The following is a 12873-nucleotide window of genomic DNA, read 5'->3' on the forward strand; positions in this document are numbered from 1 at the left end:
CTCAGCCCGGCTCAGGTCAGATCTAAAAAGGATTATTAGTATTTTCGAGCCTGGTCGATATGCTCGTTCAGCATGCGCGCGACCGCATCAACACGTTCTGATTGCGAAACTTGCGCCCCGCCCACTCGCCACCAGCTGAAATATTTGTGCACCATGGTTTTTGGCAGCACTTTGATATCAATCAGCGTTGATACCGGCGACAGCTGCGCTTCGATCAGCGCCTGCTTCAGCCCTTCAAGCGTAGTGACTCGCCAGGTTTTACAGCCGTAACCCGCGGCAATGGCGGCAAAGTCTATTGGAATAAACCCGCCGTCCAGCTTGCCGCCCTCGGCATTGCGAAAGCGGAACTCGGTGGTAAAACTGTCCATGCCGTGTTCCATTTGCAGGTTATTGATGCAGCCGTTGGTCATATTGTCGAACAGCAGCACGTTGATCTTCGCTCTCTCCTGAATGGAGGTCACCAGTTCGGAATGCAGCATCATGAAAGAGCCATCCCCCACCAGCGTGTAAACCTCGCGGTGTGGCTCCGCCAGCTTAACGCCCAGTGAGGCATTCACTTCATAACCCATGCACGAATAGCCATATTCCACGTGATAGCTGTTGTAATCTTTATTGCGCCAGACGCGCTGGAGATCCCCGGGCAAACTACCTGCCGCCGCAACGATCACCGCGTCCTTTGGGAGGTTTTCATTTAGCGTACCCAGCACGCTGCTCTGCGTCAGGAACGAGTCGGTCAGGCGATTAAATTCGGCAAAGACCGCTTCACGATCCAGACGATCGTCAATTTCCGGGATAAAGCCGTCGTTGCTGTAAACCGCCTGATAAACGCGCTGCGTTTCTTTCAGCAGTTTGCTCTGCGCCTGGGCGACTTTTTCACCCCAGCCGCTAACGAAATCATGCACTGCCAGGCGGTTTTCGAGCGCGGTTAATGCCTCACGCGCATCGGCTACCACCTGCACGGCGTCCAGCTTGTAGGCATCAAAGTTACTGACATTAATATTCAGATAGCTGACGTCCGGATTGTGGAAAATCCATTTTGATGCCGTCGTAAAATCGGTGTAACGGGTGCCGATGCCAATCACCAGATCGGCCTCTTTTGCCAGCAGGTTCGCCGCCAGGCAGCCCGTCTCACCCACGCCGCCTACGTTCAGAGGATGATCGGAGAGGATCGTGCCTTTACCGGCCTGAGTTTCGGCAAAAGGAATCTGGTAGCGTTCCGCAAATTTCAGTAGCGCATCGCCCGCGCCGGAGTATTTCACGCCGCCGCCGCAAACGATCAACGGCTTGCGCTTGCCTGCGATCAGTTTCAACGCTGCGTCCAGCTGGGCTTCCGTCGGCAGGCGACGATCCAGCAGATGGACACGCTTCTGGAAGAAATAGTCAGGGTAATCCCAGGCTTCACCCTGCACATCCTGCGGCAGAGAAAGGGTCACCGCGCCGGTTTCTGCCGGATCCGTCAGCACCCGCATCGCATTAATGCAGGCGGTCATCAGCTGTTCCGGCCGGTTAATCCGATCCCAGTATTTACTGACGGCACGAAAAGCATCGTTAGTGCTGATGCTGAGATCGTGGCTCTGCTCGATTTGCTGCAATACCGGATCCGGCTGCCGGGTAGCGAATACATCGCCAGGCAACAGTAATAACGGAATACGGTTGGCGGAGGCCGTGCCCGCAGCGGTAATCATATTTGCCGCACCTGGCCCAACGGAAGAGGTGCAGGCAATAATTTCACGGCGTAATTTTTGTTTGGCGTAGCCGATTGCCGCGTGCGCCATGCCCTGCTCGTTGCGGCCCTGATGCACCACTAAGTCGCCGCTATCCTGTTCCAGCGCCTGGCCCAGCCCCAGCACGTTGCCATGGCCGAAAATGGCAAAAATTCCCTTTACGAATTTGGTTTCAACGCCATCTACCGACAGATACTGGTTATCCAGGAATCTGACCAGAGCCTGTGCTGTGGTTAATCTGATCTTACTCATTTGCTCTTCCTTCACGGTACGGCGGCAGGCCAGAGGCCGACCGCGGTTCGCCTGAGTAGTCGCCACTGCGGTGACAGGCGACGGCTGTAAGTGAAACGTGAGGCGATTATAAACAAATTTTTTTTTCACTAAACACCATTACAGAAGAAACGTTTCATTTTGCGAGAGAGATCAAAGAATGCGATGTAACGAGTGCTGAAGAGGCGATCTAACCGACATATTTGCCCTGTGGAGAGCATGTCGCCTGGTAAATAAAAAAATCTCTCTTATATCAACAAGATGATTGGCATCTCATCGGCGCGAAATGCCTGCGTAAAAGAGAGACCTTTAACCCGGCTGGCCGTAAATTTGTTGCCTCAAGCCAGAGTTTTATCCACCTCACACTTTTGGGCTAATAATTTCATTCTATATTGAAGTTGAAATTTTTATTCTCCATACTGACTTTCATGCCAGATCCGCAAGCCAGGACATCATGTTCAGGAGGATCGCTCGAAAGCACAGCTGAATGGGCTTATCACAGAAGGAAAACAGAATGAGTACACCGCAGAAACGGCTTGATGTGATTTGTATCGGGCGCATTGCCGTCGACCTTTATGGCCAGCAAATCGGATCCCGACTGGAAGATATGAGCACCTTTGCTAAATATCTTGGCGGTTCATCCGGCAATGTTGCTTACGGCACAGCAATTCAGGGGTTGAAATCGGCCATGCTGGCTCGCGTTGGCGATGAACATATGGGCCGTTTTTTACGCGAAGAGTTACAGCGTGTGGGTGTGAATACTGACTATCTGATCACCGACAAAACCCGTCTGACCGGTTTAGTGATCCTTGGGATCAAAGATCAGGATACTTTCCCGTTGGTGTTCTATCGCGATAACTGTGCCGATATGGGCCTGACGCCTGATGATATTCAGGAAGAGTATATTGCCTCTTCGCGTGCTGTTGCGGTCACCGGTACTCACCTTTCTCATCCTGATACGCGTGCCGCCGTACTGAAGGCGCTGGAAACCGCGCGACGTCACGGTTTACGCACCGCGCTGGATATCGATTATCGTCCGGTACTGTGGGGCCTGACCTCGCTGGGCGACGGCGAAACACGCTTTGTCGAATCGCAGCATGTGACTGAGCAATTACAGGAAGTTTTGCACTATTTCGATCTGGTTGTCGGCACAGAAGAAGAATTTCATATCGCCGGTGGCAGCACGGATACGCTTACCGCACTAAAAAACGTGCGTCAGGCGACTCAGGCGACGCTGGTTTGCAAGCGCGGTGCGCTGGGTTGTGTGGTGCTGGAAAATGATATCCCGGACAGCTGGGCGCAGACGAAACTGCAAAGTGGCGTGCGCGTAGAAGTGCTTAACGTGCTGGGTGCCGGTGATGCCTTCATGTCTGGCCTGTTACGTGGCTGGCTAAACGACGAAAGCTGGGAGCAGGCCTGTCGTTATGCTAACGCCTGTGGTGCACTGGTCGTTTCGCGCCACGGTTGTGCGCCTGCCATGCCAACAAAAGCCGAACTGGATGATTTCCTGAGCCGCGACAAAGACGTTACGCGCCCCGATCTTGACCGTCATCTCAATCATCTGCACCGCGTCACCACTCGAAAACAGCAATGGCCTGAGCTGTGCGTCTTCGCTTTCGACCATCGTAAACAGCTGGCAGATATGGCCAGTGAAGCGGGTGTTGATACCGCTCGCCTGCCGGAACTGAAAACGTTGTTGCTGCGTGCAGCGGAAGAAGCGGCCGGCGAAGCAGGGCTGGATCATCGAAGCGGTATTCTGGCCGATACAACATACGGGCAGCCCGCGCTGAATGCGATAACCGGCAAAGGTTGGTGGATTGGCCGGCCCATTGAGCTGCCCAGCTCCCGTCCGCTACGCCTGGAACATGGCAACATCGGCTCGCAGCTGGTCGACTGGCCGCAAGAGCACGTAGTGAAATGTCTGGTGTTCTACCATCCTCATGACAGTGCGGAACTGCGCAAAGAGCAGGACGATCTGATTCTGGACGTATGGAATGGCTGTAATAAAACCGGCCACGAATTGCTGCTGGAAGTCATTCTTCCTGAAAGCAATCCAGATAAAAAAGAGTCTTATTATTTGGATATGCTGAGCCACTTCTATTCGCTTGGCATTCAGCCAGACTGGTGGAAACTGCCGCCGCTTAGTCTGGAAAGCTGGCAGGCTATCAGTGGGCTGATTGAGCAGCAGGATCCGCACTGTCGCGGTATTTTGATACTTGGCCTTGATGCGCCGGTCGATGTCCTGAAAGCTGGTTTTGCCGCCGCAGCAAAAGCACCGTGGGTGAAAGGATTTGCCGTAGGCCGTACCATCTTTGGTCAGCCATCACGCCAGTGGCTACAGGGTGAGCTGGATGATCAAGCATTAATTCATCAGGTTAAAGAGAATTATCTGCGGCTCATTCGTTACTGGCGAGAGGTGCGACCGGCGAAATGATGCGGCTCGGGGGCGATTAATTCGCCCCATTCTTTTCACATTCACCCCCCTTATTTCTCCCTGCGAAATAAAATCTCCCATTTGTTTCGATCGTACCAGGCTATTCTGTGATTCAATTCATATCCCGATGAAATAGATCCGCTGAATTTCGTTATCAAGTGAAATTTTTTGTTCATCTGGTAGAATAACCCGAGAAACAACATGACTTATTTTTAGCGAGCCTGAGTAATGACTATTACACCAACACAGCTTTCTTTATTACAGGATGACATTCGTCGTCGCTACGATACTCTGAGTAAGCGCCTGAAACAGGTGGCTCGCTATATTCTTGATAACAGCAATAGCATTGCTTTTGATACCGTTGCCTCAATTGCGCAGCAGGCTGATGTGCCCCCCTCCACGCTAATCCGTTTTTCTAACGCATTCGGCTTTAGCGGCTTCAATGAAATGAAACAGGTTTTTCGTCAGCATCTGATGGAAGAGACCGTTAATTACACCGAACGCGCTCGTCTGTTCCGCCAGACCTCCACCGATGAGACCGCTGCACCACCAGAGAATCCAGCTGAAATCCTTAATGTTTTTACTATGGTCAATTCCCAGGCATTACAGCAGCTGGCGATGCAAACCAATCCAGAGCAGCTTGATAAAGCCGTCGAACTGCTGGCGCAGGCAGAGAATATTTATATTATTGGCCTGCGCCGTTCATTCAGCGTGGCCTCCTACCTGACTTATGCGCTGCGCCATTTGGAACGTCGGGCTTTCCTGATTGACGGCCTTGGCGGTATGTTTACCGAGCAGTTGGGCATGGTGAACCCAAAAGATGTGGTGATTGCCATCAGCTATTCTCCCTACGCACGTGAAGCCGTGGAACTGGTCGAGCTGGGTGCGAAGCGCGGTGCACAGCTGATCGCCATTACCGACAGCCAGGTTAGCCCGCTGGCGGCTTTCAGCGATGTTTGCTTTGTGGTGCGTGAAGCTCAGGTTGACGGTTTCCGTTCTCAGGTTGCTTCGCTGTGCCTTGCACAAACGCTCGCGGTATCGCTGGCGCTTAACAACGCGCAGTCTTGATTTAGCAGAGTTAGCGCCTGTTATTTTTCAGGCCGTACTCGCGTAAAAAAGGGCGACCGTAGTCACCCTTTTTTGTTTTTTAACGTACTTTAAGCTTTACGTGGATATTCTTCGCTGTTAACCCAGGCGTGATCTTTCTCCCAGCTGAATTTCCACTTCCTGACCGGACCCGCCATTACGTTCAGATAATAGTTGTCGTAACCGGCAAGTGTCGCAACCGGGTGATAGCCCCTTGGCACCGTAACCACATCGCGGTTATAGGCCGCCATGCATTCATCCAGCGAGCGGTCGTCGGTATACACTCGCTGCATGGCAAAACCCTGTTCTGGCGAGAAGCGGTGATAATAAGTCTCTTCCAGGTAAGTTTCCGTTTCTGAGTTTTCCTGGTCATGCTTATGGCTTGGATAAGAGCTGGTATCGCCCTCGTCGGTATAAACTTCCACCACCAGCAGACTGTCGGCAGGCCGATCGTCCGGCAGAATATTGTGCACCAGCCGTTTGTTGCGCCCTTTACCCCGCTTCTCCACGCCAACATCGCCAGGCGAGATCAGTCTTGCAGGCAGGTTGCCCTTACCGGGCGCGTTACACACCGCCAGTTCAAGATCGGAATCCGCACGGACTTCCACCTTATCGTGATGAGGAACATACACGGAATAAGGCGGCGTACGTTCAAACGGCGACATGCGCTTACCAATATCAGGAAACTCGGCGTGAAGGGTCTTTACCGAGGCCAGTCCGGCGACCAGAACCAGACACAGTTCTTTATCGCCGCTTTCCAGCGTTAAGGTCTCTCCTTTACTAAGCTGATAAGCGTCAAAACCTACATAGCGCCAGTTAGCGCTTTCTGGCGTGACATGCTGAATGCGCCCCTGCGCATCCGGCTGCTGTACTTTAGATAACAGTGACATACTGCTTCTCCTTGTCCGATGCGTTTAAAAAAGAATGCATTAGCCCAGCGTTGGCATGCTGAACTCAGACACGGTTTTTTGTCCACTCGGCCAGCGTACGGTGGCGGTCTTCATTCGGGTATAGAAGCGTACGCCATCCGGTCCGTGCACGTTTAGCGCACCAAAGACCGAACGTTTCCAGCCGCCAAAGCTGTGGAATGCCATCGGCACAGGAACGGGTACGTTGACGCCCACCATGCCCGCCTGTACTTCACGCACAAAATCGCGTCCGGTGTGGCCGTTGCTGGTAAAAATGGCGCTGCCGTTGCCAAACTCATGGCTGTTGACCAGCTTCAGCGCGCTGGCGTAGTCCGGTGCGCGCATGATGCTCAGCACCGGGCCAAAGATTTCTTCGCGCCAGATAACCATGTCGGACGTGACGTTATCAAACAGCGTTCCGCCAACATAGTAGCCTTCGGCATGGCCTGGCACCTCGAAGTTACGGCCATCAACGACCAGCTTCGCGCCTTCTTCCACCCCTTTATCGATGTAGCCCAGCACTTTTTTCTGATGTGCGGCAGAGACAACCGGCCCCATCTCATTTTCTTCGTTGCCTTTTTGAATGCCCGGCCCCACGCGTAGCGCTTTGACCAGCGGCGTTAATGCTGCGATCAGTTTATCTGCGGTGTCGTCACCTACAGCGACAACAACCGGCAAGGCCATGCAGCGTTCGCCTGCCGATCCAAAAGCACCGCCCATAATGGCGTTTACTGTTGCGTCGAGATCCGCATCCGGCATCACAATGGCGTGGTTTTTCGCGGCGCCAAAAGCCTGTACTCGTTTGCCGTGAGCGCTGGCCGTTTTATAAATATGCTCCGCCACGCCAGAAGAACCGACAAAGCTTACCGCCTGAACACGCGGATCGGTATACAGCTGCTCAGCATCGTCGTTAGAGCAGTGAATAACATTAAAGACGCCGTCCGGCAGGCCCGCTTCGGTCAGGAGTTCGGCCATGCGTACCGATGCTGAGGGATCGAGCGCAGGCGGTTTGAGTACAAAGGTATTGCCGCAGGCCAGTGCAATAGGGAACATCCACAGGGGAACCATCGCCGGGAAATTGAACGGAGTGATACCCGCCACGACGCCCAGCGGCTGCATCAGCGAATAGCTGTCCACGCCGGTTGCCACATCGGCCGAGTTTTCACCCTTAATCAGATGAGGAATACCACAGGCAAATTCCACGACTTCCAGACCGCGAGTCAGTTCGCCTAATGCGTCTGACCAGACTTTCCCGTGTTCGCTAACAATCAGCGCCGCCAGCTCGTCCCGATGCTGTTCCATCAGGGCTTTAAAATTGAACAGCACGCGAGCACGACGAAGTGGCGAGGTGCGTGACCAGTCTTCGAAGGCGTTATGGGCTACTTCAATCGCTTTCGCTACTTCATCTGCGGTGCTTTGCGTCAGTTCACGGACGGGTTTACCGGTAGCCGGATCGTAAACCGGGATCGTTTCATTGCTGGCGCTCAGAGAGGTTTTTCCGCCAATAAAATTACCTGTGATCGTCATGTTCTGGCCTCTTAGATGTATGTATTCCCTACAGACGACCGCCGCTAAAGGCATATCGCCTGACCGGATAACTCCTGAATGCGTGCAAAGACAGTATTATATTGGAATAAATTTTTCAAATAATTCACTTTAGAAAATTCATTTTTAGCGGCACAGATCGCATTTTCTTTTCTTGCTGGGCTTCCTTTTTATAAGGCGTGTTTTGTTCGGTTAAAAAGCGCTAAGTCAGTGCATGCCGCGGTATGCGGTAATAAAGCCTGTTTAACATAGCTGTCAGTAAGGAAAGAGTGGCAGTTGAGAAACGGTGGGTTTCGAGACAAAATTAATGCCCTGAAACGAAATTTTGCGAGAGCGATCCAAAAATTTAAATTTCATAATTCATTATTTATGAAATAAATGTTTTCTTAGGGGCCTTAAGGGTGAACTGACCGGACTGGCAGCTAAAACCGGCCTCACCGATCCTTTTCTGATTTGCAGGAGCAGCAAAATGGCTATCGATCCAACCCGTTTCTGTATTAACCGCAAAATTGCCCCGACGCTCAGCCTCAGCGAATTTTTCCAGCTGGTGCATGGCCTTGGCCTGAATAAAATTGAACTGCGTAACGATATGCGTAGCGGTAACGTCACCGACGGGTTGAGTTATGACGAAGTTCGCGAGCTGGCAAAACGCTACGGGCTTGAGATCGTGACTATCAATGCGGTTTATCCTTTTAACCAGCCTGACGCTGCGCTGCTGGAAAAAACGGAAGCGTTGCTGAAAGATGCGCAGGGAACCGGTGCAAAAGCCCTGGTGCTTTGTCCGCTGAACGACGGTACGCCAGTGGCAGCGGAAGAAACGATCGCCGCCATGAAAAAGCTGGCGCCGCTGTTTGAAAAGTACGGTATTGAAGGTTTGGTCGAACCGCTCGGTTTCCCATGCAGTTCATTGCGTTCTGCGGTGCATACTCAGGCATTAATCCGCGATGCTAACGTTCCTTTCCGCCTGGTGCTGGACACCTTCCACCATCATCTTTATGAAAAAGCGGAAGAAGAATTTGAAGACAACATTGATATTAACGGTATTGGCTTAGTACATCTTTCCGGTGTGGAAGATACCCGTCCGGCCAGCGAGCTGACGGATGAAGAACGCATCATGCTGAGTGACGGCGACGTACTGAATAGCGTCGCGCAGGTTCAACGTTTGGAACGGTTGGGCTACAAGGGCGTTTATGCTTTTGAACCTTTCTCTTCCGTTATGGCCGGCTGGAACACAGCAGACATTGAGCGGGAAATTCGCCAGAGCATTAAAATTTTGCAGGGCTGATTGTCGCCAGCCAGCAATGGCAATGGCAAATTATTACCCGAACGCCTGAACAGGATCTGTGTTGTCTTTGGCGGCCTTTACGGCCGCCCTTTTTATAAAAAGAGGCTGTTTTAAGCCACTCGTTCATCCAGGGGTTGATTGCGTCGGATTTTTAACGTTAACAAAAGCGCCATGCAAACCAGCAGGCCGCTAAGCAGGTAAACGACGGGAACGCCAAAATAGCCCATAACCAGTCCGGCTAACGGTCCGGTAATGCCCAATGACAAATCCATAAAGGCCGTATAGGTTGCCAGCGCACTGCCCTGATTTTGTGGCGGAACCGTTTTCACGGCCACCACGCCAATGGCCGGGAAAACCAGCGAGAAACCAGCGCCCGTCAGGAGCGCGCCCAGCTTTGCCATCCACGGGTCTGCCGCTCCCCAAACCAGGAACAGCCCTGTGGCCTCAACGATGAAGCACACCATGGCGACAACAAGGCCACCATGCCGGTTGATTGCATTGGGAAACAGCAGACGCGTGCCGACAAATGCCCCGCTAAATAGCGTCAGCGCCCATGCTGCGCCTTCCCATCCTTTTGCCTGATAAAACAGCGTAATAAAAGTGGCAATGACGCCAAATCCTGCCGATCCCATGGCCAGAATGATGCCGAAATGCCAGATGCGTCCCAATACCGCCCGAAACGGCAGCTGTTTGCCCTTCGCACTTTTTACCGCAGGGCGGGGAAGCGCCATCACAATAGCCAACAGCGCAATGCTGATGACAAATGCAGCAAGCAGCAGCAGACCGCCCCATCGGTAGATTGCCACGCCAAGCGGCGCACCAATCGCCATTGCACCGTAGGTAAATATTCCGTTCCAGGAAATCACCCTGCCTATATGTAATGAACCCACTACCCCTACGCCCCACAGGGTTGCACCGGTGCCGGCGAAACTTTGCCCGACGCCAAGAATGATCCGGCCAAGACATAACAGCACCAGGCTAAGCACTGGCGCACCGGCGCTAAACGCGGCCAGCGCATAAAAAAGTCCGCTAAGAAAACAGCCGCATAGCCCGACAACCACCACTTTTTTCGGCCCCCAGAGATCGGCAAAGCGTCCGGCATGCGGGCGGCTAAGTAAAGTAGAGAAATATTGCAGGCTGACCACCAACCCCGCCCAAAAAGCGCTGTACCCCATGACGTCGTGGACATAGCCGGGAAGTACCGCCAGCGGTAAGCCTATTGTCAGGTAGCTGGCAAAATTAAAAATTACGACGGAAATGATACGCAGGTTTAAGCCTAAACCGCTTTGAACCGCTTCCGACGCAGGTTGCTCAGGCATAAGGCACTACTCTTTTAACAGTCATCCGAATTTTTACTATAACCCGATTCTGACGGAAAACATCAGCCGGTGAAGCGGTGTTTTAGCGTGCGCCGGGGAGGCTGTTGACAATTTTTGCCCAGGCCCCGCGTTAAACGCCCTCCTCGCGTCCAGCGTTAAGACCTTTCCTTAAATCAATCTGTTACCGAAGCGCGGAGGCTATACTAAGCACAGAAACCGCGAAGGAGAGAGAATGAGCGAACTGCAGCAGGAGAAGATGGGGCAGAATATGCTGCTGAAGATGGCCACGCTGGTGGTCGTTCTGGCAGGGATCAAAGCAGCTTCAGAGATTCTGGTGCCCTTTTTACTGGCGCTGTTTCTGGCCATCGTTTTAAATCCGCTGGTGACGATATTAATGCGGCGTGGCGTACGGCGTGGATTAGCTATCGGCTTGGTCATTTTCGCCGTCCTGGTCTTGCTTGGATTGCTGATTGCCATGATTGCCGGCTCGGTCGATGAGTTCACCGCTATTTATCCGCAGCTCCAGGCGCAGATGACGCAAAAGCTTGCGATAGTGCAACATCTTGCCGCGCCTTTTCACATCAATCTTTCGACAAGCAGCCTTGCTGAGCGGCTCGATCCCAACTCAATCATGGATATGGCGACGACGATATTAAGTCAGTTTTCTGGAGCGCTAGCCGGTATGGTGCTGCTGGTGATGACGGTGATTTTTATGCTGTTTGAGGTGCACCACCTGCCCTATAAACTGCGTTTCGCGCTGGTCAATCCTCAAATCCGCATCGCGGGTCTGCATAAAGCGTTGAAAGGCGTGACGCATTATCTGGCACTGAAAACGTTAATTAGCCTGATTACCGGGATCGCTGTCTGGCTGGTATTGATGTTGCTGGACGTGAAGTTTGCCCTGCTGTGGGGCGTGGTGGCGTTTATCCTTAACTACATTCCTAATATTGGCCCGGCCATCGCTGGTATCCCGCCCTTCCTTCAGGCACTGCTGTTGAATGGTGTTTACGATGCCACCCTGATCGCCGCGCTGTTTATCACCATTCATATGGTGTTCGGCAATATGCTGGAACCTCGGGTGATGGGTAAAGGCCTGGGGCTTTCCAGCCTGGTGGTGTTTCTTTCGCTGATTTTTTGGGGATGGCTGCTGGGTCCGGTCGGTATGCTGCTTTCAGTGCCGCTGACCAGCGTGTGTAAAATCCTGATGGAAACAACCCCTGGCGGCAGCAAGCTGGCGATCCTGCTGGGCAACGGCAGACCTGCAAAACCAAAAAAAAAGAACAGACCGTCTCGCTGAATCAGCGCGGAAGCAAGCCGTAGGGTTCGCTTCCGCCTGACATTAGCGTGCTTCAAAAACGCTGGTATCCGTAATGGCCTGCACGTTGACCTTGCCAGGTAAAATAGCTAACGAGGAGAACAGATCTGAAACCTGCTGCACTTTGGCAATATCCTCCGTGGTAATCGGACGAATACCGTGTGAAATTCGCGCGGTTATCGGCTTTGCTTCTGCGGGAGATAAGCGTGTCAACGAAGAGTAAACCTGATTATATTCATCAGGATGCGCAATTCCCCATGCGCGGGCTTTCGCCAGACGGCGGGCAAAATCGGCAATGGCCAGCCGCTTTTGTGGATCCTTAAGCGAGCTTTCCGTGGCGGTGACGAAAGAGAGCGAAGTCGTCAAACCTTTGCTGTCCCGCAGCAAACGAGCGCCATGCTGTTCGGCAATGCCCAGATAGGGATCAAAAGTAGCCCACGCCGCGATCTGTCCGGAGTTGAACGCCGCGCTGGCATCCGTCGGCAGGACAAAGCGAATCGCCACTGCATCGCGTTTGAGCCCCGCTTCTTCCAGTGCGCCATAGAGTAAGTGTTGAGAGATGCTGCCGCGTGCCGATGAAACCACCACCGTTTTCCCCGCCAGTTCTTTGACGCTGTGAATCGGTGAGTCCGCCGGTACGATTAGGCCATTTGTTGCGCTGTCGCCGACGTTAGTCGCAATAATTTTAAGGTCAACGCCGCCGGAAGCCGCCATCAGCACCGGCAAATCGCCCGCGTAGGAAGTATCTACCGCCCCTGCTCTCTGGGCTTCAAACAGAGGTGCTGCACCCTGAAAATTTGCCCAGCGAAACTGATAAGGCGCATCTTTCATTACGCCAGAAGCCTCTACCAGCGAGCGCAAATTACGTGCCTGATCGCCTAATACCAGCGTCACTTTGGCAAGATCGTCTGCGCAGCTGGCCGCAAAAGCGACGCACAGCAGTAGTGCTGCCGAAAACCCTTTTTTTACCGCTATCATCCTGTTCCC

The 12873-nt window shown here is 52.9% G+C and carries 9 protein-coding genes; 4 read left to right on the forward strand and 5 right to left on the reverse strand.

What is annotated here, in order from left to right; all coding sequences use genetic code 11:
- Window positions 1–35 precede the first annotated feature (35 nt).
- Complete coding sequence (gene iolD, locus AAGQ96_RS20215; RefSeq protein WP_342754417.1) at window positions 36–1976, reverse strand: 3D-(3,5/4)-trihydroxycyclohexane-1,2-dione acylhydrolase (decyclizing); 1941 nt, start codon at window positions 1974–1976, stop codon at window positions 36–38.
- 532 nt (window positions 1977–2508) lie between these two features.
- On the opposite strand from iolD, the gene iolC reads away from it, so the two are divergent.
- Complete coding sequence (iolC, locus tag AAGQ96_RS20220) at window positions 2509–4428, forward strand: 5-dehydro-2-deoxygluconokinase (protein ID WP_147200193.1); 1920 nt, start codon at window positions 2509–2511, stop codon at window positions 4426–4428.
- Window positions 4429–4656: 228 nt separating this feature from the next.
- Window positions 4657–5496, forward strand: a complete 840-nt coding sequence (locus AAGQ96_RS20225) for a MurR/RpiR family transcriptional regulator (protein ID WP_147200194.1) — start codon at window positions 4657–4659, stop codon at window positions 5494–5496.
- Window positions 5497–5585: 89 nt separating this feature from the next.
- On the opposite strand, the gene iolB is transcribed toward AAGQ96_RS20225, so the two are convergent.
- Together iolB and AAGQ96_RS20235 are read right to left on the reverse strand one after the other, a co-directional pair.
- Window positions 5586–6404 (reverse strand): 5-deoxy-glucuronate isomerase, encoded by an 819-nt coding sequence (gene iolB / locus AAGQ96_RS20230; protein WP_147200195.1) that lies wholly within the window; start codon window positions 6402–6404, stop codon window positions 5586–5588.
- 39 nt (window positions 6405–6443) lie between these two features.
- Window positions 6444–7949, reverse strand: a complete 1506-nt coding sequence (locus AAGQ96_RS20235) for a CoA-acylating methylmalonate-semialdehyde dehydrogenase (protein WP_342754418.1) — start codon at window positions 7947–7949, stop codon at window positions 6444–6446.
- 487 nt (window positions 7950–8436) lie between these two features.
- Here AAGQ96_RS20235 and AAGQ96_RS20240 point away from each other — a divergent pair, with 487 nt between their 5' ends.
- Window positions 8437–9252: a TIM barrel protein gene (locus AAGQ96_RS20240; protein ID WP_342754419.1), complete on the forward strand. Its 816-nt coding sequence runs from the start codon at window positions 8437–8439 to the stop codon at window positions 9250–9252.
- Window positions 9253–9362: 110 nt separating this feature from the next.
- On the opposite strand, the gene AAGQ96_RS20245 is transcribed toward AAGQ96_RS20240, so the two are convergent.
- Window positions 9363–10571: an MFS transporter gene (locus AAGQ96_RS20245; protein WP_147200198.1), complete on the reverse strand. Its 1209-nt coding sequence runs from the start codon at window positions 10569–10571 to the stop codon at window positions 9363–9365.
- Between the two features lie 232 nt (window positions 10572–10803).
- On the opposite strand from AAGQ96_RS20245, the gene AAGQ96_RS20250 reads away from it, so the two are divergent.
- Window positions 10804–11868 (forward strand): AI-2E family transporter, encoded by a 1065-nt coding sequence (locus AAGQ96_RS20250; protein ID WP_342754420.1) that lies wholly within the window; start codon window positions 10804–10806, stop codon window positions 11866–11868.
- A 42-nt stretch (window positions 11869–11910) separates the two neighbouring features.
- Here the strand turns inward: AAGQ96_RS20250 and AAGQ96_RS20255 are convergent, their stop codons facing one another.
- Window positions 11911–12864, reverse strand: coding sequence for an ABC transporter substrate-binding protein (locus tag AAGQ96_RS20255; RefSeq protein ID WP_342754421.1), 954 nt, complete (start codon window positions 12862–12864; stop codon window positions 11911–11913).
- Window positions 12865–12873: the final 9 nt, after the last annotated feature.

Origin of the sequence: Pantoea sp. MBD-2R, from assembly GCF_039134845.1 — a bacterium.
Lineage (GTDB): Bacteria > Pseudomonadota > Gammaproteobacteria > Enterobacterales > Enterobacteriaceae > Erwinia.

Bases quoted from the DNA above. Each gene is read 5' to 3' on its own strand.
- iolD (WP_342754417.1), bottom strand. From the start codon at position 1,976: ATGAGTAAGATCAGATTAACCACAGCACAGGCTCTGGTCAGATTCCTG.
- iolC (WP_147200193.1), top strand. From the start codon at position 2,509: ATGAGTACACCGCAGAAACGGCTTGATGTGATTTGTATCGGGCGCATT.
- AAGQ96_RS20225 (WP_147200194.1), top strand. From the start codon at position 4,657: ATGACTATTACACCAACACAGCTTTCTTTATTACAGGATGACATTCGT.
- iolB (WP_147200195.1), bottom strand. From the start codon at position 6,404: ATGTCACTGTTATCTAAAGTACAGCAGCCGGATGCGCAGGGGCGCATT.
- AAGQ96_RS20235 (WP_342754418.1), bottom strand. From the start codon at position 7,949: ATGACGATCACAGGTAATTTTATTGGCGGAAAAACCTCTCTGAGCGCC.
- AAGQ96_RS20240 (WP_342754419.1), top strand. From the start codon at position 8,437: ATGGCTATCGATCCAACCCGTTTCTGTATTAACCGCAAAATTGCCCCG.
- AAGQ96_RS20245 (WP_147200198.1), bottom strand. From the start codon at position 10,571: ATGCCTGAGCAACCTGCGTCGGAAGCGGTTCAAAGCGGTTTAGGCTTA.
- AAGQ96_RS20250 (WP_342754420.1), top strand. From the start codon at position 10,804: ATGAGCGAACTGCAGCAGGAGAAGATGGGGCAGAATATGCTGCTGAAG.
- AAGQ96_RS20255 (WP_342754421.1), bottom strand. From the start codon at position 12,864: ATGATAGCGGTAAAAAAAGGGTTTTCGGCAGCACTACTGCTGTGCGTC.